The organism is Streptomyces griseocarneus (genome assembly GCF_014655595.1).
GTDB lineage: Bacteria > Actinomycetota > Actinomycetes > Streptomycetales > Streptomycetaceae > Streptomyces > Streptomyces griseocarneus.
Map to the genome: position 1 here is coordinate 1 of NZ_BNBL01000022.1, position 20,659 is coordinate 20,659.

The window sequence follows — 20,659 nt, forward strand, 5'->3', positions numbered from 1 at the left end:
CGTCGCCGCGCCCGGCGGCCGGCCGGGACGCGGCCGCCGGCCCGGAGACCGCGCCGCCCGCCGCCCCCGGCGAGGCGGCGGACGACGTGGCGGACGGCGAGCGCGCCGCCGCCCTGCTGCGCCGCCTCGTCTCCGAACGCGCCGAACTGCCCCTGGAGCTCGTCGGCGACGACAGCAGGCTCCTGGACGACCTGCACCTGAGCTCGATCACGGTCGGACAGCTCGTCAACCGCGCCGCGCGCCGGCTGGGCGTGCCGCCGGCCCAGGTGCCCACCAACTTCGCCACCGCGACCGTCGGCGAACTCGCCGAGGCCCTGGACACCCTGGCCGCCACCGACGCGGACGGCGACGCCGCCGCCGCGCCCGTCGTCGCGGGCGCCGCGCCCTGGGCCCGCGCCTTCGAGCCCGGCCTCGACGAACTCCCCCTGCCCGAGCGGGGACGGCCCGGGCCCGACGGGCCGTGGCGGCTGTTCACACCCGGCGGCACGCCGTTCGCCGAGCCGCTGCGCGCCGCACTGGAGAGCGCGGGGGCCGGGGCCGGCGTCCTGGTGTGGCTGCCCCCCGACTGCTCCGAGGAGCAGCTGGAGCCGGCGCTGGAGGCCGCGCGGGCCGCACTGGCGGACGAGGCCTGCGGCCGGTTCGTCCTCGTCCAGCACGGGCGCGGCGCGGCCGGGCTCGCCAAGACGCTGCACCTGGAGGCGCCGCGCCTGCGCACCACCGTGGTGCGGGTGCCCGAGGTGCCCGAGGCGGTCGGGTGGGTGGTGGCCGAGACCACGGCGACCACGCGGTTCTCCGAGGCGCACTACGACGCCGACGGCACCCGCCGGGTGCCCGTCCTGCGCGCGCTGCCCGTGGCACCCGCCCGCCCCGAACAGCCGCTGGACGAGAGCGACGTGCTGCTGGTGACCGGCGGCGGCAAGGGGATCTCGGCGGAGTGCGCGCTGGCCCTCGCCACGGACACCGGCGCCCGGCTGGCCGTCCTGGGCCGCTCCGACCCCGCGACGGACCCGGAGCTGGCGGCGAACCTCGAGCGGATGGCCGGCAGCGGCGTCACCGTGCGCTACGCGCGTGCCGACATCACCGACCCGCGGCGCACGCGCGCCGCCGTCGAGGAGCTGACGCGGGCGCTGGGCCCGGTCACCGCCGTGCTCCACGGCGCGGGCCGCAACGAGCCCGCCGCCCTGACCGGGCTGGACATGGCGGCGTTCCGGCGGACGTTCGCGCCCAAGGTCGACGGGCTGCGCCACCTGCTGGACGCGCTCGACCCCCGGCGGCTGCGGCTGCTGGTCGCCTTCGGCAGCGTCATCGGCCGCTCCGGGCTGCGCGGCGAGGCCCATTACGCCACCGCCAACGAGTGGCTGACCGACCTCACCGAAGAGGTGGCGCGGCGGCACCCGCACTGCCGGGCACTGTGCCTGGAGTGGTCGGTGTGGTCCGGGGTGGGGATGGGCGAGCGGCTGTCGGTCGTGGAGTCCCTCTCCCGCGAGGGCGTCACGCCCCTCTCCCCCGACCAGGGGGTGGCCGTCCTGCGGCGGCTGCTCGCCGACCCGGACGCCCCCACCGCGGTGGTCGTCAGCGGGCGCACCGAGGGCGTCGCGACCCTGCGGCACGCCCTTCCGCCGCTGCCGCTGCTGCGCTTCGCGGGCAAGCCGCTCGTGCGCTACCACGGCGTGGAGCTGGTGACCGAGGTCGAACTGAACGCCGGCACCGACCCCTACCTGGCCGACCACCTCCTCGACGGCGACCTGCTCTTCCCGGCCGTGCTGGGGATGGAGGCCATGACCCAGGTGGCCACCGCCGCCACCGGCTGGACGGCCGTGCCGGTGATCGAGCGGGCGGAGTTCCCGCGGCCCGTCGTGGTGCCCCCCACGGGCAGCACGACGATCCGCGTCGCCGCGACCGTCACCGGCCCCGAGACCGTCGACGTCGCCGTGCACAGCGAGGAGACCGGCTTCGCCGCGGAGCACTTCCGGGCCCGCCTGGTCTTCTCCGGGGCCGCCGTCCCCGACGGGCCGCCCCTGCCCGGGGACGACGCGCCGCCCGTGCCGCTGGACCCGGCGGCCGACCTCTACGGCAGCGTGCTGTTCCAGGGCCCGCGCTTCCAGCGGCTGCGCCGCTTCCACCGGGCCGCCGCCCGGCAGGTCGACGCCGACGTGGCCACGGCCGGCCCGGCCGGCTGGTTCGCCGGCTTCCTGCCGGACCGGCTGCTGCTGGGCGACCCCGGCATGCGGGACGCGCTGATGCACGGCAACCAGGTGTGCGTGCCGGACGCGACGCTGCTGCCATCCGGCGTCGAGCGGGTGTACCCCCTCGGCGGCGGCGCGGCCCCCGAGGGCCCGCTGCGCCTTCGCGCCACCGAACGCGAACGCGACGGCGACACCTACGTCTACGACATCGCGGTGCGCGACGGCCGCGGCGAGGTCGTCGAGCGCTGGGAGGGGCTGCGGCTGCGGGCCGTGCGCCGGGGCGACGGCGGCGGGCCGTGGGCGGCCCCGCTGCTGGGCCCGTACCTGGAGCGCGCGGTGGAGGACGTCCTGGGCACGCGCATGGCCGTCGCCGTCGAACCGCACGGCGACGGGACCGACCGCCGGGCCCGTACCGCGCTGGCGGTGCGGCGGGCCCTGGGCCGCCCGGCCGAGGTGCGCCACCGCCCCGACGGCCGCCCCGAGATCGACGGCGGCGGCGTGGTCTCGGCCTCCCACGGCGCCGGGATCACCCTGTGCGTCGTCGCGGACGCGACGGTGGCCTGCGACGCCGAGACCGTGACCGCCCGCCCGGCGGACGACTGGGACGCCCTCCTGGGCGCCCACGCGCCGCTGGCCGCGCTGCTCGCCGGGCAGTCGGGCGAGTCGTACGACAGCGCCGCCACGCGCGTGTGGACCGCCCTGGAGTGCCTGAAGAAGGCCGGGGTCATGGCGGACGCCCCGCTCACCCCCGACCCGCCGCGCGGCGACCGCTGGGCGGTGCTCGCCTCGGGCGCCCTGCGCGTCGCGACGTTCACCACCGCGCTGCGCGGCGAGACGCGGCCAGTCGTCCTGGCATTCCTCACCGAAGGAGCGGCGCGCGGATGACGGACTGGTTCGAGTACCGGCACACGGTGGGCCTCGAGGAGACCAACCTCGTCGGCAACGTCTACTACGTGCACTACCTGCGCTGGCAGGGCCGCTGCCGGGAGATGTTCCTCAAGGAACGGGCACCGGGCGTCCTCGCCGAACTGCGGGAGGACCTCAAGCTGTTCACGCTCAAGGTGGACTGCGAGTTCTTCGCCGAGATCACCGCCTTCGACGAGCTCTCCGTACGGATGCGGCTCGCCGAACTCGCCCAGACCCAGCTGGAGTTCACCTTCGACTACGTACGGCTGGGCCCGGACGGCGACCAGGCGCTCGTCGCCCGCGGCCGCCAGCGCGTGGCCTGCATGCGCGGGCCCAACACCGCCACCGCCCCGGCCCTGGTGCCCGAGGCCCTGGCCCGGGCCCTCGAGCCGTACGCCGCCGGGGGCGCGGCGCTCGCGGGGAGGCCGGCATGACGCGGCACGGCGCCGGGCGGCGGGGCGCGGGCCGCACGCCGCCGGGACCGCCGCGCAGGGCGCTGCCGGGGCTGCTGAAGAAGCTCGCCACGGACCGGCTCGCCCTCATGCGGGACGCTGCGGAACTCGGCGACGCGGTGCGGGTGGCCATGGGCCCCAAGACGCTCTACGTCTTCAACCACCCCGAGCACGCCAAGCACGTGCTCGCCGACAACAGCGCCAACTACCACAAGGGCATCGGCCTGGTGGAGGCCCGGCGCGCCCTGGGCGACGGCCTGCTCACCAGCGACGGCGAGCGCTGGCGGGCCCAGCGCCGGACCATCCAGCCGGTCTTCCAGCACAAGCGCATCGTCGAACAGGCCGGCGTCGTCGCCGAGGAGGCGGCGAAGCTGGTGGCGCGGCTGCGCGCGCACGAGGGCGGCGGCCCCGTCGACGTGGTGCGGGAGCTGACCGGGCTGACGCTCGGCGTGCTCGGGCACACGCTGCTGGACGCCGACCTCACGGCCCACGCCTCGGTGGCGCACGACTTCGAGGCCGTGCAGGACCAGGCGATGTTCGAGATGGTCTCCCAGGGCCTGGTGCCGATGTGGGTGCCGCTCCCCCACCAGCTGCGCTTCCGGCACGCCCGCAGGCGGCTGCGGGAGGTGGTCGACCGCCTGGTGGCCGAGCGCACGGGCCGCCCCGGCGGCGGTGCCGACGGCGACGACGCGCTGTCCCGGCTGATCGCCTCGACCCGGTCCGACGCGGCCGGCGCGGGCCGGCAGCGGCTCCACGACGAGCTGGTCACCCTGCTGCTCGCCGGGCACGAGACGACCGCGAGCACGCTGGGCTGGACCTTCCACCTGCTCGACCGGCACCCGGAGGCACGGGACAGGGTGCGCGAGGAGGCGGTGGCGGTCCTCGGCGACCGCGGGCCCCGCTTCGAGGACCTGCAGCGGCTGACGTACACCACGACGGTCGTCCAGGAGGCGATGCGGCTGTACCCGCCGGTGTGGATCCTGCCCCGCAGGGCCCAGGGCGCGGACGACGTGGGCGGCTGGGCGGTGCCGCCCGGCTCGGACGTCCTGATCTGCCCGTACACCCTCCACCGGCATCCGGCCTTCTGGGACGCGCCCGAGCGCTTCGACCCGGACCGCTTCGGCCCGGGCAGTGGGGGCGACCGGCCGCGCTACGCCTACCTTCCGTTCGGTGCCGGCCCCCGCTTCTGCGTGGGCAGCAACCTCGGCATGATGGAGGCCGTCTTCGTGACGGCCGCGGTCGTGCGGGAGCTCACCCTGAGCACGCCGCCGGGCCACCGGGTGATCCCCGAGCCCATGCTCTCCCTGCGGGTGCGGGGCGGGCTGCCGATGACGGTCCGGGCCGCGGCATGAGCGGGGCTCCGGGCGGAAGCCCCCGCGCGCCGCGGCCGCCCGCACGGCCCCCGCCCCTCAGCCGGCGACCGCCTCGAGCGCCGCCATCCGCAGGTCCAGCAGCGCCAGCAGCACCGGCGGGTCCAGCGTCCGCACGCCGCGCAGCCAGATGTCGGCGGGGGCGAGGACGGTGTCGGGAAGGACCGTGAGGGGGCCGAAGGCCCCCACGGACGGGGTCACGTCGTCGCCGAGGCCCGAGGGCACGCCCTCGTAGCCGTAGGGGACGGAGTGCACCAGCACGTGCCAGGTGCCCACGGGCACGTCCGGCAGCTCGTACGCACCGGGCCCGTCGAGCACCGCGCAGCGCACGGGCTGGCCCTGGGGCACGCAGCCGGGGAAGAGGCCGATGAAGACGAAACCCGGCGACCGGGCGGGCGGGAGGAGGACCTCGCCGCGCAGCGACTGCTGCCGGCCGCCCGTCCAGTGACTGTCGTCGGTGCGGATTTCCGAGGTGAATCCGCCGAGTTCGCGATACGCGGAGGGAGCGACGCCCACACATATCTTGAAACGTGAACTGAACGTCCCGACGCTGCTGTAGCCGACCTCGCTGCTGATGTCGGCGATGCTCATCGACGTACCGACGAGAAGGCGCTTGGCCTCCTGGAGCCTGAGCGCGGAAAGGAAGCGCCCCGGTGAGACCCCGGTGGTGTCCCGGAAGATCCGGGTGAAGTGGAACTTGCTGAACATCGCCGTACGGGCCATGTCGTCGATGGTGAGCTCTTGGCCGAGGTTGGCGTGCATGTCATCGATGACCCTTTTGACGGCCAACTCGGTGGAATTCAGCATGACCCCTCCCTGATTCGATGATGATGCATCACGGTGCGTCGGCGGTCATTCGGCGGACGTGCGGCGGAGCATTTCCCGGGCGATGTGCCGCCAGGTGTCCGAGCACTGCCGGGCCAGTTCGGCCACGGCGTCCGCGCAGTGCGGCGGAACGGCGTCCATCCGCCTTTTCCAGTCGTCGCTCATGACGACCTGAGTGTGCAGCCAGCGCAGCAGTTCGCGGCCCGACTCGCTCTGCCGCAGCGAGGGGTCGCCGGCGAGCCTGCGCAGCGTGAAATGGGGATCTCGTGGGTTGTCGGGTGTGCCGCCGTGTTCGTGCGGATCCGTCCGCGCGGTCGTCCCCGCGCGCCCGCCGCCGTGGGCCGCGGTGCGCGTCGCGGGAACGGGCGCCTCCCCGCGCCGCAGCCGGGCGCGGACGTCGTGCGCGGTGCCCACGGAGATCCCGGCGACCCTGGCGACCTCGCGAAGGGGCAGGTCGGGGCGCTCGGCGATGACCTCCGAGGCCCGGATCCGCCCGGCGGCGCGGTTGAGCGGGTGGGGCTTGCCGTCGGTGCCGATGCGGACGTTCAGCCGCAGGGATTCCGCGGCTGAACGCCGCCGGACGGCTCCGACCGACCGGGCGGCCAGGCCCGTGTAGGCGGCGACGGCGCGGTCGGAGAGGAGGGGGTGGGAGGCCAGGATCCGGCCCGCGGCGGCCTTGCGGTCGGCCATCGACAGGGGCAGCCCGTGCGAGATGTTGGCCACGACCGAGCGGAGGAACGCCTCCGCGTCGGAACCGTCGAAGAACGTGGCCGTGATCTCCGTGCGGCCGTTCAGCCGGGCGGCCCGTATCCGGTGCATTCCGTCGACGACCCGCATGGTGGGCCGGTGGACCAGGATCGGCGGTAATTCGGATTCCTTCTCCGCCAGCTGGTGCGCGTGCTCCTCGTCCAGTCCGTTCAGCCGCGGTGAATCCGCGGGAAGGAGGTCGTCGATTCGCACCGAATAGGCGTAGCGCACGCTGATGTCGGCTCTTTCCATACTGTCCCCCGTGGTTCGCTCTTGCCTCGCATGATCGGTTCCTCGAGCGGGCCGTACTTCACGGTGGAGCGGGCCGAGCAGGCGCACACGACGGCGGCCCGGCCTTGATCGGTCAGAGCCTACCGGCTGGCCGGTTTTTGGCAAGAATTTCAAGAGGGTTTGCAGCGAGGGAATTCGGAACGATTCCTTCCGAACCCGCCGGTAGCTTGGGCGGACCCACGTTCTCCAGCGTATTACCGGCACACCGAAAGCCATATCCACGCAGTGGAGGCAGAGTTGAGTGACCGGACCATACCGGACGATCAGTACACGGCGCGGACGCTGGAGGCGTACGCGGACACCATCGTCGACGGCGCGGCCGCGGCCGGCGCCCTGGAGCTCCTGCGCTGGGACGCCACCGGCATCTCCCGGGACCTGGACGAACTCGCACGGCTGCTCAACGAGCACGCCCGGTCCTACGCCGGCGAGCACGCCCTGCCGTCCGACGGCGCGTCACCGGCCTTCGAGGCGCTCGCACCCGGCGACCGCGCGGCCCTCGTCCGGCGGCTGACCGGGCCCGGGCACCCCGAGCGCGAATTCTGGGTGCTGCTCGCGCTGTTCTGCAACATGGCCTTCGACTCGGCCGCCCACCTGCACACCGCCGACGCGATCGCCGCCGGCCACCCGGGCCTGACCGCCATGGGCATGCGCCGGCCGGACCCCGACGGCCTGTGGCGCTACCCCGACCACTCCTACGGCCGGCCGCTGGCGCGCCTGCACCCCGACACGACACCCTCAGGGAGTCCGGCATGAGCAGCACCGAACGCACCGACGTCCTCGTCGTCGGCAGCGGCTTCGGCGGCGCGATCGCCGCCTACCACCTCGCCGCGGGCGGCGCCTCGGTCACCGTCCTCGAGCGCGGACCGTGGCTGGAGGGCGCGGACTTCGAGCAGGACTACAAGCTCGGCTCCTCCTACACCCGCGCCTTCGACTTCGTCGTCGGCGACGGCATGAGCGTGCTGGGCGGCAACTGCGTCGGCGGCGGCAGCGTCGTCTACTTCGCGGCGATGCCCCGCGCCCCCCGGTTCGTCTTCGACCGGCAGGGCAGCATCGGCCGGCGCATGTGGCCGGCGGCGATCAGCCGCGACACCCTCGAGCCCTGGTACGACCGGGTCGCCGAGGCCATGCCCGTCACCCGCCAGGACTGGGACGACGTCACCTACGCGGGCGGCCTGTGGGCGGCCGCCTGCCACCACGCCGGCCGCACCGCCAACCCGCTGCCCGTGGCGATCGACGGCGACAAGTGCGTCAACTGCAACTGGATGATGGCCGGTTGCCGCTTCGACGCCAAGCGGTCCCTGCTCTTCAACTACCTGCCCGCCGCCCTCGCGCACGGCGCCACGATCCGGCCTCTGCACGAGGTGCAGCACCTGACGAGGACCGACGACGGCGGCTTCCGCGCCCACTACACGCTCATCGACGCGGAGGACTACCGCGTCCACGGCGAGAGCGGCACCATCGACGCCAAGCTCGTCGTACTGGCGGCCGGGGCCGGAGCCACCCCCGTCATCCTGCAGCGCAGCGAGGCCGCCCTCGGCCCGATGCCCCGCGCGGTCGGCCGGTACTTCTCCGGCAACGGCGAACGCCTGAACACCGCCGTCCTCGACGAGGCCAAGGTCGCCGAGGTCCTCGGCCTCGCCCGCCCGGACGGCACGGCGTACGAGGCCAACCACATCGGCAGGGGCCCGACGGCCGCCAGCTGGGACCGCCTCGACGGCTCGCTGCCGGAGTTCTCCCGCTACTCCCTCGAGCAGCTCTACTTCCCGCCCGGCCTCGGCACCATCCTCGCCCAGACGGCAGGGGCGGACGGGCCCGTGTGGTTCGGCCCCGAGAAGCGCAGGATGCTCGAGCGCTGGCGCTCCTGGCTGACGATCTTCACGATGAGCGAGGACGACAACGAGGGCGTCTTCGGCCCGCCCCCGGCCACCGGCAACGCCCACCGCATCTCGCAGCAGATGCTCGGCCGCGGCTCGCTGCGCTACGTGCCCACCGAGAACACCCTGCGCGGCTGGGCGAGCTCGGACGCCGAGGTGAAGGAGATCCTGGAGAAGGACGGGCTGGCCACCGTCCTGCCGTGGACCAACGACGTCGTCGGCGCCTACACCGTCCACCCGCTCGCCTCCTGCCGCATCGGCGACGACCCCGCCACCTCGGCCCTCGACGACCGCCACGAACTGCGCGGCCACCCCGGGATCTTCGTCACCGACGGCTCGGCCGTGCCCGGCGCCCTGACGGTCAACCCCGCCATGACCATCGCCGCGCTCGCCGAGCGCGCCGTGCCGGGCATCGTGCGCGCCGCCCGGGAGCGGGGCGTCAAGGTCGCCTACGGTGCCCCGGCGCCCGACGGCTCGACGGCCGGCCGGCGCGGCGTGCTGCCCGTGGTCTCCGCGCGATGACCGCGGTGAGGACGCTCGTCCGCACGGCGCTGCGGGGCTCGCTGGCGCAGATCCGGCACGTACGGGCGGTGCCGCCGGGCGCCGCCGAGGGCCTGGTGGCCACCGTGTACGCCGCCTCCGAGCGGGAGTTCGGGCTGCTCGCGCCGCCCCTGGCACTGCACTCCCCCGCGCCGGAGTCCCTCGCCGCCTGCTGGCTGATGCTCCGCGAGACCCTCCTCGCCGACGGGCGGGTGAGCCGCGCGGCCAAGGAGGCTCTCGCCACCGGCGTCTCGCGGGAGAACTCCTGCCCCTACTGCGTCGACGTGCACCGGGCGCAGGTGCGCACACTGCCGCCGGACGACGCCGCCGGGCGCCTCGCGGCCTGGGCCCGGCGCGGCGGGCCGCGCCCGTTCCCGGACGAGGACGCGCCGGAGGTCATCGGCGTGGCGGTCACGTTCCACTACCTCAACCGCATGGTCAACCTCTTCCTGGGCGACTCGCCCGTACCGCCGCTCGCCCCCGCCGCCCTGCGCGGCGGGATGCTGCGGGCGGTCAGCCGCGTCACCCGCCCCGGCACCCCGGCGCCCGGCGACTCGCTGGGGCTGCTGCCCGCGGCACCCCTGCCGCCCGACCTGGCCTGGGCGGCGGGACGGCCAGCCGTCGCGGGGGCCTTCGCACGGGCCGCCGCGGCCGCCGACGCCGCCGGCGAGCGCTCGGTGCCGGAGCCCGTACGCCGCCTGGTCCACGACCGGCTGGCCGCCCTGGCCGACGGGCCGCCGCCCGGGCCCGGGGCGGACCGGCCCGAGGCCGCGGCGGACGACCTGCCGCCGACGCTGCGCCCGGCGGGCCGGCTGGCCCTGCTGACCGCGCTGGCCTCGTACCGGGCGGGCCCGGACGCCGTCGCCGCCTTCCGGGCCGGCCGCCCCGGCGACCGGCCGCTGATCGAACTCACCTCGTGGGCCGCGTTCACGGCGGCCCGGCGGGCCGGCGCCCGGCTCGCCCTCCGATGAACGGTTCCCCGTCCTCTTCCCGAACCTCTCCCGAAGGGATCGCACGCATGGACTCCGTCCAGGACGTACTGAAGGACCTGACCGCCGCCGTCGACGACCTCGACCGGCTGGTGGCCGGCCTCGACGACGAGCAGTGGCGGGCGCAGACCCCCGCGCCGGGCTGGTCCGTGGCCGACCAGATCGCCCACCTGACCTTCATCTTCGACGCGGCCGGCACGGCGGCGGGCGACCCGGAGGCCTTCAAGAAGATGGCCGCCGGCGCGGCACGCGACTTCGACGGCGCGGTGAACGCGGCCCTCCAGCCGTACCGCGCCCTGACCCGCGAGCAGGTGCTGGCCCGCTGGCGGACCTCGGCCGAGGCGTCGGTCGCGGCCCTGGCGGCGGTGCCCGCCGGGCAGCTGGTGCCGTGGCTGGTCAACCCGCTCCCGCCGGCCGTGCTGGCGTGCGCCGGGATCATGGAGGTGTTCGCGCACGGCCAGGACATCGCCGACACGGCCGGCGTCCGCCCCGAACCCACCGACCGGCTCCGCCACCTCGCCGGATTCGTGGTGCTCACCCGGGACTTCGGCTACCTCTCACGGGGCCTGACGCCGCCGGAGGAGCCCTTCCGCTTCGAGCTGACCGCGCCGTCCGGCACCCGGTGGGAGTTCGGCCCGGCGGACGCGGGGCAGCGGATCAGCGGCCCCGCCCTTGACCTGTGCCTGCTGGCGACCCGGCGCCGGCATCCCGACGACCTCGCCCTTGCCGCCACGGGCGAGGAGGCGGCCCGGTGGCTGTCCATCGCCCAGTGCTACCGCGGCCCGGCCGGCGCGGGACGGAAGCCGGGGCAGTTCGCCGACACGGACCACGCGTCCTGAAGACGCCTCCGGCCGGGCCGTGGCATCCACGGCCCGGCCGGGGCACGGGGGGTACGGGGGTAACGGGGCAGTGCGGCGGACGGTCAGCGGTCCTTGTGCGCGACGACCAGGACCTCGTTCACCCCGTCCGGGAGCGCGACCGTCTCGGGGCGGAACCCGGTCTCCTTCAGCCAGGCGTGGCACTCGTCGACGGAGTACTCGCGCCCGCCGTTGGACCACACGAGCATGCTCAGGCTCGCCAGCGTGGCGTACAGCGAGGGCACGGCGTCGCCGACCATGGGGTCGTAGACGATCACCGCACCGCCCGGCCGCACGGCCGCGTAGGCGCTGCGCAGCAGCCTGAGCCGGTCCTCCGGGCCCCAGTTGTGCAGGACGTGGCCGAAGATCAGCACATCGGCCTCGGGCAGCGGGTCGGCGAAGAAGTCACCGCCGTGGAAGGAGACCCGGCCGGCGCCGCCCAGGGCGGCCATGTGCTCGGTGAAGGACGACTCCAGCGGCGGCAGGTCGAAGACCTCGCCGGTCAGGTGCGGGTGCCGGGAGGCGAGCTCGTGGGCGATGTTGCCGCGGGCGCCGCCCACGTCGACGAACGACGTGTAGCGGCTCCAGTCGAGGTCCGCGAGGTGCGAGGCGATGCCCGAGTTGAACATGTCCATGCTGTCGAGGAAGAGGTCGGTGGCCGACTTGTCCTCGTACAGCGAGTGGTAGGGGTTGCCCTCGCGCGCGGCCCGGTTCTGGGGCAGCCCGGTGCGCAGCGCGGTGCCCAGGCCGTCCCAGGACGGGTTCAGCTCCCGCCGGCAGAACTGCAGATAGCCGCCCATGTAGCCGGGGCGGCCGCGCACCAGGTGCTGCTCGGCGGCGGGCGCGTTGACGAACCGGCCGTCCTCCGTCTCCAGCAGCCCCAGGCCCACGAGCCCCACGAAGAACGACTCCGCCCCGGGCAGGCGGTACCCCAGGCGCGCGGCCAGTTCCTCGGCGGTGGCGGGCGCGCCCGACAGGTGGGTGAAGAGGTCGGACTCCACCGCGGTCAGCAGGAGCTCGGTCCGCCAGTGGCCGAACAGGATGTCCATGACCTGGCCGGCACCGGCGCCTTCGGCGGTCTGGTCGGGCCGGTCGGACCGGCTGGATCGGGAGTTCATGTGCGGAGCGCCTCCTCGGACGACTCGTACCGTGAGCTGGGGGACTGGGGGTACGGGGGGGGGTACGGCGGGGGTACGGCGGGCCTCAGGCGGCCGGGCCGGCCAGGCCGGCCAGGCTCGAGTAGTGGCTGTAGCGGGCCCCGGCGTCGCCGCCGCCGGCCTGCGCGAGCAGCGGCTCGATCACGTCGCCGATGTGGGCGACGGCCTCCTCCTCGGAGACCCACTCGGACAGGACGAGCACGCTGGAGTCGTCGGCGCCCACATGGAAGTTGGCGGCGATGGCCCCGGGGTAGGCCCGGTCCTCCCCTTCGGCCTCCTCCTCCGAGGCCAGCAGGGTGTCGATCCACTTCCGGGCCGAGACGCCGTCCGCCATCGTGAAGACCGCCCCCGGGAAGCACTCGGCGACGACCTCCGGGTCCGGCAGGGCCGTGGGCCGGACCGCGCGGTAGAGCCGGAACTCGGCGGGCTCGGGCGCGACGACTCCGGGGACCCCCCAGCCGGGCTTGCCGCGCGAGACGCTCTCCTCGTCCCGCAGGGAATCCCGCAGGGCCTCCTCGGAGGACCACTGCGCGTACGTCAGCACGGAACGGCCGTCGGTGCTCGTGTAGCAGTTGAGGGAGACGAGCCCCTCGGGCCACCGGCGCGAACGCCAGTGCGCGACGACGGCATCGGCCACGGCCCGTTGCCGCTCCGGGCCGTCCACGGGCACGATGTGAACGAGCACCGAAGCCACATCGGGGCGTTCGAAGACCGGTCGCGGACCGGGGGGAAGGGACATCCTCGCTCCTCAAGACATTGACCCGGGCGAAAGTGCTCCACCATCTTCGAACCCGCCGGCGGAAGTTCCAACGGCCCTTGATCCAGAAGTCGGTGAATTCTTGTCAGCTGTTGTCGGACCGTCCCGGCCGATGTCAATTCGCGGTCAAGGGCGTCACATGTGCTGGTGAAGAGGCATTGCCGGACGGCCGGAGCGGGGCCGGCCGGGCCGGCCGGGGCCGTACCGGTCCGGCACGTCTACCGGACCGTACAATTCAGCATCCTCCGGGGTAAGATGCGCGCGTGACGACCCGAGCGAGAACCTCCATCACGCCCAGGGAAAGCGCCTCACGAGGACGCATCGACAAGCGGCACGCGATCCTGGACGCCGCGTTCACCGTCTTCTCCCGCAAGGGCTACTCCCAGGCCTGCGTGAACGAGATCGCGGCCGAGGCGGGCGTCGCCAAACCCACGGTCTACAACCACCTGGACAGCAAGGAAAACCTGTTCCGGCACGCCATGACCACCGCGGCCGAGGGTGCCATGGCGCGCAACCTCGCCGCGATCGAGCGGCTGCGGGACGCCGACGGCGATCTGCGCGGCCCCCTCGAGGAGCTGGGTCTGCGGCTGCTCCAGTGCTACTCCAACGACCAGTCCTGGGCGCTGCGGCGGCTGCTGTACGCCGAGGTCACCCAGTTCCCCGACCTCCTCGACATCGTCCTCGGCAACGGGACCAACCGTCTCGCCGAGGCGCTGGCCGACCGCTTCGCCCGCCTCGCCCTCACCGGCCGGCTGCGGCCGGCCGACCCGGCCGCGGCCGCCGAACAATTCCTCGCCCTGCTCACGGGCCCCGTCGACATCCGTTCCCGGCTGGGCACCCGGCGGATGAAGGAGACGGAACTGCGGCAGGTGGCCGGGGCGGCCGTCGCGACTTTCCTGCTCGCGTTCTCCGCCGAGGGCTCCCGATCCGCTGTCGCGCAGGAAATTTGACGCCCAGTTATCGGCTTCACGCGTTCTTGTGAAACGAGCGATTGAAGCCCCTTCTCCGGCTCCCCTAGCCTCGCAACGGATTACGGCCCCGATTGCGAGGAGGCGTGCGCATGACCGCCCCGAACACCCCCGCCTGCCCGTTCCACGCCGCGGAATTCTCCACCGAGCGGCTGGACATGGACCCGAAATACGATGAGTTACGGCGGACGGAACCCCTGGCGCGCGTGACGATGCCCTACGGCGGTGACGCGTGGATGGTCACCCGTCACGAGGACGCCAGGACCGTCCTGGCCGACCCCCGGTTCTCCCGCGCCGCCGCGGCGGGCCGGGACATCCCCCGCAGCACCCCGCTGCCCGATCAGCAGAACGCCTCGCTCCTGAGCCTGGACCCGCCGGAGCACAGCCGGCTGCGACGGCTGGTGACCAAGGCGTTCACCCACCGCCGGGTGAGCGCGATGCGGCCGCGCGTGCAGGAGATCGTCGATGGCATGGTGGACCGGATGACCGGGGCCGGGAGCCCGGCGGACGTGGTGTCCGCCGTGGCCTGGCCGCTGCCCCTGACGGTGATCTGCGAGATCCTCGGCATCCCGGCGGAGGACCACGGCCTGTTCCGGGACTGGATCGACCGGTCGGTGGCCCTGTCCGCCGACGATCCGCAGACGATCAAGGAGGCGGACGAGGCCCTGTTCGCGTACATCTCCGGCCTCGTCGCACAGCGCCGCGCCCGGCCCACCGACGACCTGATGGGTCAGCTGGTCGTCGCCCGTGACGAGGGGGACAAGCTCACCGAGCTCGAGCTGGTCGTCTTCGGCGTCAACCTGCTCATCGCCGGCCAGGAGACCACCGCCAACGAGCTGGGCAACTTCCTCTACGTCCTGCTGAGCCGGCCCGAGCGCTGGCAGGCCCTGGCCGCCGACCCGGCGCTGATCCCCACGGCCGTCGAGGAGCTGCTGCGGTACACGCCGCTGGAGGCGAGCGTCGGCGGGCTGGGATTCCCCCGGGTCGCCCTCGAGGACGTCGAGCTCGGCGGCCGGACCGTCCGGGCGGGCGACACCGTCGTGGTCCCCAACGCCTCGGCCAACCGGGACGCGAGCGTCTTCGACCGGCCGGACGACCTGGTGCTCTCCCGGCAGCGGAACCAGCACCTGACCTTCGGCCACGGCGCCCACCACTGCCTCGGCGCCCAGCTGGCCAGGCTGGAGCTCCAGGTGGCCCTCGGCACGCTGGTGAGGCGCCTGCCCTCGCTGCGGCTGGCCGTACCGGCCGACGAGGTGACGTGGAAGGCGAACCGGATGATGCGCGGGGTCGAGGCGCTGCCGGTGACCTGGTAGACGCTCGCCGGACGGGCCGGGGCCCGTCCGGCGGACCGGCGCCTACCCCTCGCCGCCCGCCCGCTCCCGGGGGGCGAGGGTGAGGGTGAGGGCGGCGCAGACGACCAGGGTCACGGCGGTGGCCGCGGCGATCACCGTGAAGGCCGAGCGGTAGCCGCCGTCCAGCACCGAGAAGAACACCGAACCCATCACGGCCACGCCCAGGGAGCCGCCGAACTGCTGGGTCGTGCTCCAGATGCCGGAGGCCGTCCCCACGTGCTGGGGCGGCACGGAGGCGGTGAACAGGGTCACCAGCGGCGGAATGATCAGGTTGAGCGCGGCGCCGAGCACCACCAGGCCGGGCACGAGCGCCCAGGTCGACACCGTGTCCGTCGCCTCTCGCGCGGCGAGGAGGACGCCGAGCGTGCCCACGGCGAAGAGCAGGCAGCCGGCCGTGACCACGCCCCGGCCGAACCGGTCGGTCAGGCGCCCGGCGACCACGGCGGTGAACAGGCTCCCCACGCAGAAGGACACCGTGACCAGGCCGGCGTGCAGCGGGGTGTAGCCCTGGCCGTCCTGCAGCCAGAGGGTGAAGACGAGCAGGAAGCCGTTGTAGCCGGCGAAGCCGAGCAGCAGGACGGCCAGTCCCGCGCTGAACGAGCGGTTGCGGAACAGCCCGGCCGGCAGCAGGGGTGCGCTGCGCCGCCCGCCCCCGCGTTCCTCCGCCACGGCCAGCGCCACGAGGGCGAGCACTCCGCCGGCCAGCGAGAGCCAGCACCAGACGGGCCAGCCGTACTGGCGGCCCTCCATCAGCGGGAAGACGACGGCGACCAGGCCCACGGTGAGCACCGCGGCGGACAGTACGTTGGGCCGGGTGCCGCCGGGCGCCTTCGTCTCGGGCACGAGCCAGATCCCGAAGGCGATGACCAGGGCCGCGACGGGCACGTTGACCAGGAACAGCGTCCGCCAGCCGAGGCCGCCGACGTCCGCGGCGATCAGCACGCCGCCGACCACCAGGCCCAGCGCCTGCGCCATGCCGGCGACGATGCCGAACAGTCCGAAGACGGTGCCGAGTTCGCGCCCCTGGAAGGTGCTCTGCAGGGTGCTCATGACCTGCGGGGCGATGCCGGCGGCGGCCAGGCCCTGCACGGCGCGGGCCAGGATCAGCTCGTTCGGGCTGTCCGCGAAGCTGCACCACAGGCTCGCCAGGCCGAAGAAGGCCACGGCGATGAGGAAGACCTTCTTGCGGCCGGCGATGTCCCCCAGCCGGGCCGTGGTGATCAGGGCGACGGCGAAGGCCAGCAGGTAGGAGGCGGAGATCCACTCCAGCTGGGTCGGACTCGCGTCCAACTCCCGCTGGATGGTGGGTAACGCGACGTTGACGATCGTGACGTCCAGCAGGTCCATCAGGAAGGCCACCGTCAGCACGGCCGCCGCCGCCCACCGTCGTGGGTAGGGCGCTGCGGACGCCGGCGGGGCTTGGGCTTCTGCGGACACGGCGGGAGAGGCCGGTTCGACGCTCACAGCAGGTCTCCAACTCGGCTCGGTACACTGGCAGATATCTGAACTCGTCAGTTCAATTTAGTGACCGAGTTGGTAACCCGCAAGGCTGCCGGGAGGCCGCAGGATGCCCAAGCCCCTGTTACGGACGCGACGTTGACGGGCGTGACGTCGACGGACCCAACGACGACGGCCTCACCACGGGAGCGGCCCGTGGTTGCCGAAGAACCCGCCGGTGGGCCCGTCGGGGCCGGTCATGGCCATGCGGACGATGACCTCGGCCCCCTCCTCGACGCTCTGGAGACCGCTGTGACCGTTGAGATCGGTGGCGGTGTAGCCGGGATCGACGGCGTTGACCCGTATTCCTGGGCAGGCCCGGGCGTACAGGAGGGTGAGCATGTTCAGCGCGGCCTTGGAGGAGTTGTAGGCCAGTGCCGGCACGTAGACGGGCAGCAGGTCCGTGTGGCCCTCGGGGTCGGCGTTCATGCCCAGCGACCCCAGTCCGCTGCTGACGTTGACGACGACCGGCGCCCGGGCCGCCCGCAACAGCGGCAGGAAGGCGTTCAGGACCCGTACGGCTCCCAGGACGTTGGTGTCGTACACGGCCCGCAGGTCGTCGGCCGTGAGGTCGCCTGCCTCCCCGTACGGGCCGGCGATGCCGGCGTTGTTGACCAGGACGTCCAGCCGGCCGGCCTCCTCGGCGACCCGGTCCGCGGCCGCCTTCACGGAGTCGTCGCTGGTGACGTCGATCCGCAGCGGGCGCGCCGCGTCGCCCAGGCGCTCGGCCGCCTCCCGGCCCCGCCGCTCGTCCCGGGCGCCGAGGTAGACGGTGTGGCCCGCCGCGACCAGGCGCCGGGCCGTCTCCAGGCCGAGCCCCCGGTTCGCACCGGTGATCAGTGTGGTGGTCATGTCGTCCCGTCAGCGCGCGAGCATCTTCTCGGTGGCCGCGTGCAGCCGCGCCGCGTCGTCCCGGTCGAAGGACCGGTGGCGAAGGCTGAGCGGCTCCGCCTCCATGAACGCCGTCAGGCTCTCCGCCGGCGGGGAGTCGACGAGGGCGGCGATCGGCACGATGCCCTGCTCGACGGGCTTGCCGAACTTCTTCATCATCTCGATCTGGGCCGCCGTCGCGGGGTCGTAGTCGCCCGAGAAGCTGGTCGACACGCTGCCCGGGTTGATCAGCACGTACCGGATGCGGCCGGCCGCGTGCCGCTCGGCGAAGGAGACGCCGAGCAGGTCGTTGGTCTTGCCGCCCTGGTTCAGCGCCTCGAGGGGGTCGTAGTCGCGGGCGAGGTTGAAGTCGTCCCAGTGGACCCGCCCCATCGGGGTGCCGGGGCCGGCCACGTTCACGATGACGGGATGTTCGGCCTTCTCCAGCTCTCCCACCAGTCCGTGGCTCAGCAGGAAACGGCTCAGGTAGAAGAGCGCGAAGGTGCGCTCGAAACCCTCCGAGGTCTCCCGGCGGATGCTGCTGTAGTGCCGGGCGCACAGCACGAGCGCGTCCACCACCGGAAAGCGGTCCTTGATTTCCCCGAGGATCCGCTCGTTCTCGGCGACGAGGCTGAGATCGGCCCGGAGGAACGCCGCACGGTCACCCGCACCCGTTTCGCGGGCGGTCTCCAGTAATGCCTGTCCCTTCTCCGCGTTGCGGCCGACGATCACGACCTGCTCACCGCGCCGCAGATAGTCGAGGGCCAGCGCCCTGCCCATCCCGTCGGTGCCGCCTTGAATCACGATGGTACGCATCCGGAAAGCCTCCCTGAACGGCAGCGAATGACGCCCAACTCTCCTGCAGGAAAGCGGAGTTGGGCGGACTGCGCGTCAACGTACCACGCTGCTGTGCAGGCGGTAGCGCTTGAATCCGACGGGCCGGACACCGGGAATGTCATTGCTCGCACGCAGGGTCGACGCCCGGCTCGCGCCGTCCAGGAATACGTCGTGCGCGGCGTCCGACGTCCACTCGGCGTAATTGAGGACACGGGTGCCGTCCACGCTGGCGTGGAAATTGGCGGAAATCATTCCGGGATGCTGTGCGAGGGGCATCGACTCCAGCGTCTCGACGAGCGAACCGATGACGTGCTCCTGTCGTTCGGCGCCGTCGACGTCGAATGCGGCGATCACCACGCAGCCGGCCTCCCGGTGCCCCGCCGCGGTCACGACACTTCGGTGCAGCCGGTATTCCACGGCCCCCGCCCGGGCCGGCCCGGTGAGCGAACGCACGAAGTCCCCGTACGCCGCCGCGTCACGGCACTGGGTGTAGGTGAGCACGGTGTCGTCGTCGTCGCTGAGGAAACAGCTGAAGGAGAGAATTCCCGGGGGCCAGGCGGCGGTGCTCCACTGGCCGGCGAGTTCCCGGAGCGCGGCGGTGCCGCTCTCGCGGCCGGGTACGTACCAGTGGCTGACGAACACGACTCCGGCGTCGGGGCGGCGGATGTCCGGCAGCGCGGCGGTGGCCGGTGAGGTCATGGCTGTCTCCTGGGCGTGAGGGTGAGGGTGCGCGGGGGCGCGGCCGGCCGGCGCAGGCCCGCGACGGCCGTCAGCAGGCCCACGGCCGAGACCGCGGTGAGCAGCAGCAGGGCCGGCCGGTAGCCGTCGTACGCCGCCATCAGCGCCGCGACCGCCGGCAGCGTCAGGACGCCGCCGAGCTGGACCGCGGTCTGGTAGAGCGGCACGGCATGGGCCCGGTCGGCCGCCGGGATCGTCGCGATGGACTGCATGTTGAGCGCCGCGAAGGCCAGGACGAACCCCGCCTCCACCAGCAGCAGGGCCGGCAGCATGCCGGTGGCGTACGGCTGCCCCTGCGGCCGCCACAGGTACAGCGCGCAGCCGAGGAACGGCGTGAGCGCCCCCAGGGCGATCAGCCGGGCGGTGCCGAACCGCGCGACGAGGCGGCCGGCGAAGGGAACGGTCACCGCCAGGGGGACGCACGCGGGCAGCAGCGCCAGCGCGCACGTCCACGGCGACCAGCCGAGCCGCTCCTGGGCCTGGAAGGTGATCAGCAGCAGCAGCCCGGCGTAGGTGCCGTTGAGCGAGGCCGCGCCCAGCGCCGAACGCCGCAGCCCGCCGTCGCGCAGCAGCCCGGGCCGGGGCCCGGCCGGGGACGCGGCCGCAGTCCGGTCGCGCGGCAGCAGGCCCAGCCCGAAGAGCATCAGCGCCAGGGCCACCGGGGCGGGGAAGAGGAACGTCCAGCGCCAGCCCGCCTCGAGCAGCGCCCCGGACAGCAGCACGCCCACCGTGAACCCGGCGGCCCCGAACAGCGAGTACACGGACACCGCCCTGCGCCGGGGTGCTCCCTCCCGGAACTCCGTGCTGATGATGGCGAGGCCGGAGGGCGCGGTGAGGGCCGCGCACAGGCCCTTCACGACGCGGGTGGCGATCAGCAGGGCCGGGCCATCGGCGAGCCCGCCGGCCACCGAGGCGGCGGCGAAGACGAACATGGCGGCGAGGTAGGCGCGGCGCCGCCCCCAGCGGGCGTTGATCCACGTCCCCAGGGGGAGCAGCGCGGCGAAGCCGAGCGCGAAGCCGCTCATCAGCCACTGCACGGTCGGCACCGGCATGCCGAGGTCGGCCCCGATCGAGGGCAGGGCGACCAGCACCACCGACACCTCGATCGCGTCGAGGACCATGTTCCCCGAGAGGATGAACAGCAGCGCCCACCGCCGCGCGTCCCAGCGCTCGGCGCCGGTGGCGGTGGCGGCGGGCGGGGAGGCCGCCGCGCTCATGTCCGGTCCCCGCTGCCCCGCCAGGTGCGGGGCCCCTGGAAGCCGGTGACCCGTTCCGGGCGGCGCCAGGGGGCGGGCGGGCGGCGGCCGGGGACGGGCCCGGGCCCGTCGGCGGGGTGGGCGAGGCGGGCGCGGAGCACCGCGGTGAGCGCGGCCAGCTCCAGCGCGTCGGGGCTGCCCCGCTCCACCCGCAGCAGGGTCTCGGTGGCCGGATCGGACATCTGCGGCT

Annotated in this window: 19 protein-coding genes; 9 read left to right on the forward strand and 10 right to left on the reverse strand. The window is 73.9% G+C overall.

Features of this window, described 5'->3' with window-relative positions; genetic code table 11:
• The 3 genes from IE295_RS32410 to IE295_RS32420 form a co-directional block, all read left to right on the forward strand.
• A partial coding sequence (locus IE295_RS32410) for an SDR family NAD(P)-dependent oxidoreductase (RefSeq protein WP_190067387.1) occupies positions 1–3,071 on the forward strand: 3,071 nt, incomplete at its 5' end.
• Positions 3,068–3,526 carry an acyl-CoA thioesterase gene (locus IE295_RS32415; protein WP_190067388.1) on the forward strand — a complete coding sequence of 153 codons (459 nt, stop codon included), beginning with the start codon at positions 3,068–3,070 and terminating at the stop codon, positions 3,524–3,526. The genes IE295_RS32410 and IE295_RS32415, both read left to right, overlap by 4 nt.
• The gene (locus tag IE295_RS32420) at positions 3,523–4,896 is read left to right on the forward strand and encodes a cytochrome P450 (protein ID WP_190067389.1); all 1,374 of its coding nucleotides are present in this window, start codon (positions 3,523–3,525) and stop codon (positions 4,894–4,896) included. The genes IE295_RS32415 and IE295_RS32420 overlap by 4 nt, the downstream gene beginning before the upstream one ends.
• A gap of 57 nt (positions 4,897–4,953) precedes the next feature.
• Here the strand turns inward: IE295_RS32420 and IE295_RS34035 are convergent, their stop codons facing one another.
• Both IE295_RS34035 and IE295_RS34040 read right to left on the reverse strand, forming a co-directional pair.
• The gene (locus IE295_RS34035) at positions 4,954–5,721 is read right to left on the reverse strand and encodes a helix-turn-helix domain-containing protein (protein ID WP_224323572.1); all 768 of its coding nucleotides are present in this window, start codon (positions 5,719–5,721) and stop codon (positions 4,954–4,956) included.
• Between the two features lie 45 nt (positions 5,722–5,766).
• Positions 5,767–6,738 carry a ParB/RepB/Spo0J family partition protein gene (locus tag IE295_RS34040; RefSeq protein WP_224323571.1) on the reverse strand — a complete coding sequence of 324 codons (972 nt, stop codon included), beginning with the start codon at positions 6,736–6,738 and terminating at the stop codon, positions 5,767–5,769.
• 276 nt (positions 6,739–7,014) lie between these two features.
• Here IE295_RS34040 and IE295_RS32430 point away from each other — a divergent pair, with 276 nt between their 5' ends.
• From IE295_RS32430 to IE295_RS32445, 4 genes are read left to right on the forward strand one after another with little or no spacing between them, the layout of a single operon-like run.
• Positions 7,015–7,530: a DUF5987 family protein gene (locus IE295_RS32430; RefSeq protein ID WP_190067390.1), complete on the forward strand. Its 516-nt coding sequence runs from the start codon at positions 7,015–7,017 to the stop codon at positions 7,528–7,530.
• Complete coding sequence (locus tag IE295_RS32435; RefSeq protein WP_190067391.1) at positions 7,527–9,173, forward strand: FAD-dependent oxidoreductase; 1,647 nt, start codon at positions 7,527–7,529, stop codon at positions 9,171–9,173. Before IE295_RS32430 ends, IE295_RS32435 begins: the two co-directional genes overlap by 4 nt.
• Positions 9,170–10,162 carry a carboxymuconolactone decarboxylase family protein gene (locus IE295_RS32440; RefSeq protein WP_263454142.1) on the forward strand — a complete coding sequence of 331 codons (993 nt, stop codon included), beginning with the start codon at positions 9,170–9,172 and terminating at the stop codon, positions 10,160–10,162. The genes IE295_RS32435 and IE295_RS32440 overlap by 4 nt, the downstream gene beginning before the upstream one ends.
• Positions 10,163–10,209: 47 nt before the next feature.
• Positions 10,210–11,019, forward strand: coding sequence for a TIGR03084 family metal-binding protein (locus IE295_RS32445; RefSeq protein WP_190067392.1), 810 nt, complete (start codon positions 10,210–10,212; stop codon positions 11,017–11,019).
• Between the two features lie 83 nt (positions 11,020–11,102).
• Here the strand turns inward: IE295_RS32445 and IE295_RS32450 are convergent, their stop codons facing one another.
• Both IE295_RS32450 and IE295_RS32455 read right to left on the reverse strand, forming a co-directional pair.
• The gene (locus tag IE295_RS32450) at positions 11,103–12,155 is read right to left on the reverse strand and encodes a methyltransferase (protein ID WP_190067393.1); all 1,053 of its coding nucleotides are present in this window, start codon (positions 12,153–12,155) and stop codon (positions 11,103–11,105) included.
• Positions 12,156–12,240: 85 nt separating this feature from the next.
• Positions 12,241–12,933 carry an antibiotic biosynthesis monooxygenase gene (locus IE295_RS32455; RefSeq protein ID WP_190067394.1) on the reverse strand — a complete coding sequence of 231 codons (693 nt, stop codon included), beginning with the start codon at positions 12,931–12,933 and terminating at the stop codon, positions 12,241–12,243.
• Positions 12,934–13,214: 281 nt separating this feature from the next.
• On the opposite strand from IE295_RS32455, the gene IE295_RS32460 reads away from it, so the two are divergent.
• Both IE295_RS32460 and IE295_RS32465 read left to right on the forward strand, forming a co-directional pair.
• The gene (locus IE295_RS32460; protein ID WP_190067395.1) at positions 13,215–13,901 is read left to right on the forward strand and encodes a TetR/AcrR family transcriptional regulator; all 687 of its coding nucleotides are present in this window, start codon (positions 13,215–13,217) and stop codon (positions 13,899–13,901) included.
• Between the two features lie 110 nt (positions 13,902–14,011).
• A complete protein-coding gene (locus IE295_RS32465; protein ID WP_190067396.1) occupies positions 14,012–15,232 on the forward strand; it encodes a cytochrome P450 in 1,221 nt (406 codons plus the stop codon).
• Positions 15,233–15,274: 42 nt separating this feature from the next.
• Here IE295_RS32465 and IE295_RS32470 read toward each other — a convergent pair whose 3' ends face one another.
• The 6 genes from IE295_RS32470 to IE295_RS32495 all read right to left on the reverse strand — a co-directional run bounded on the left by IE295_RS32470 (position 15,275) and on the right by IE295_RS32495 (position 20,651).
• Positions 15,275–16,735 carry an MFS transporter gene (locus tag IE295_RS32470; protein ID WP_190067397.1) on the reverse strand — a complete coding sequence of 487 codons (1,461 nt, stop codon included), beginning with the start codon at positions 16,733–16,735 and terminating at the stop codon, positions 15,275–15,277.
• Positions 16,736–16,906: 171 nt separating this feature from the next.
• Entirely contained in the window at positions 16,907–17,620 is a 714-nt protein-coding gene (locus IE295_RS32475) for an SDR family oxidoreductase (protein WP_190067398.1), read from the reverse strand.
• A 9-nt stretch (positions 17,621–17,629) separates the two neighbouring features.
• Positions 17,630–18,454: an SDR family NAD(P)-dependent oxidoreductase gene (locus IE295_RS32480; protein ID WP_190067399.1), complete on the reverse strand. Its 825-nt coding sequence runs from the start codon at positions 18,452–18,454 to the stop codon at positions 17,630–17,632.
• Between the two features lie 75 nt (positions 18,455–18,529).
• The gene (locus IE295_RS32485) at positions 18,530–19,174 is read right to left on the reverse strand and encodes an antibiotic biosynthesis monooxygenase family protein (RefSeq protein ID WP_190067400.1); all 645 of its coding nucleotides are present in this window, start codon (positions 19,172–19,174) and stop codon (positions 18,530–18,532) included.
• Positions 19,171–20,430: an MFS transporter gene (locus IE295_RS32490; protein ID WP_190067401.1), complete on the reverse strand. Its 1,260-nt coding sequence runs from the start codon at positions 20,428–20,430 to the stop codon at positions 19,171–19,173. Before IE295_RS32490 ends, IE295_RS32485 begins: the two co-directional genes overlap by 4 nt.
• The gene (locus IE295_RS32495) at positions 20,427–20,651 is read right to left on the reverse strand and encodes an acyl-CoA carboxylase subunit epsilon (protein ID WP_190067402.1); all 225 of its coding nucleotides are present in this window, start codon (positions 20,649–20,651) and stop codon (positions 20,427–20,429) included. The genes IE295_RS32490 and IE295_RS32495 overlap by 4 nt, the downstream gene beginning before the upstream one ends.
• Positions 20,652–20,659 lie beyond the last annotated feature (8 nt).

What these genes read in the sequence shown, in the direction of transcription:
- IE295_RS32445 (WP_190067392.1), top strand. Translation starts at nt 10,210, where the DNA reads ATGGACTCCGTCCAGGACGTACTGAAGGACCTGACCGCCGCCGTCGAC.
- IE295_RS32490 (WP_190067401.1), bottom strand. Translation starts at nt 20,430, where the DNA reads ATGAGCGCGGCGGCCTCCCCGCCCGCCGCCACCGCCACCGGCGCCGAG.
- IE295_RS32415 (WP_190067388.1), top strand. Translation starts at nt 3,068, where the DNA reads ATGACGGACTGGTTCGAGTACCGGCACACGGTGGGCCTCGAGGAGACC.
- IE295_RS32435 (WP_190067391.1), top strand. Translation starts at nt 7,527, where the DNA reads ATGAGCAGCACCGAACGCACCGACGTCCTCGTCGTCGGCAGCGGCTTC.
- IE295_RS32450 (WP_190067393.1), bottom strand. Translation starts at nt 12,155, where the DNA reads ATGAACTCCCGATCCAGCCGGTCCGACCGGCCCGACCAGACCGCCGAA.
- IE295_RS32485 (WP_190067400.1), bottom strand. Translation starts at nt 19,174, where the DNA reads ATGACCTCACCGGCCACCGCCGCGCTGCCGGACATCCGCCGCCCCGAC.
- IE295_RS34035 (WP_224323572.1), bottom strand. Translation starts at nt 5,721, where the DNA reads ATGCTGAATTCCACCGAGTTGGCCGTCAAAAGGGTCATCGATGACATG.
- IE295_RS32420 (WP_190067389.1), top strand. Translation starts at nt 3,523, where the DNA reads ATGACGCGGCACGGCGCCGGGCGGCGGGGCGCGGGCCGCACGCCGCCG.
- IE295_RS32465 (WP_190067396.1), top strand. Translation starts at nt 14,012, where the DNA reads ATGACCGCCCCGAACACCCCCGCCTGCCCGTTCCACGCCGCGGAATTC.
- IE295_RS32455 (WP_190067394.1), bottom strand. Translation starts at nt 12,933, where the DNA reads ATGTCCCTTCCCCCCGGTCCGCGACCGGTCTTCGAACGCCCCGATGTG.
- IE295_RS32480 (WP_190067399.1), bottom strand. Translation starts at nt 18,454, where the DNA reads ATGCGTACCATCGTGATTCAAGGCGGCACCGACGGGATGGGCAGGGCG.
- IE295_RS32495 (WP_190067402.1), bottom strand. Translation starts at nt 20,651, where the DNA reads ATGTCCGATCCGGCCACCGAGACCCTGCTGCGGGTGGAGCGGGGCAGC.
- IE295_RS32440 (WP_263454142.1), top strand. Translation starts at nt 9,170, where the DNA reads ATGACCGCGGTGAGGACGCTCGTCCGCACGGCGCTGCGGGGCTCGCTG.
- IE295_RS34040 (WP_224323571.1), bottom strand. Translation starts at nt 6,738, where the DNA reads ATGGAAAGAGCCGACATCAGCGTGCGCTACGCCTATTCGGTGCGAATC.
- IE295_RS32475 (WP_190067398.1), bottom strand. Translation starts at nt 17,620, where the DNA reads ATGACCACCACACTGATCACCGGTGCGAACCGGGGGCTCGGCCTGGAG.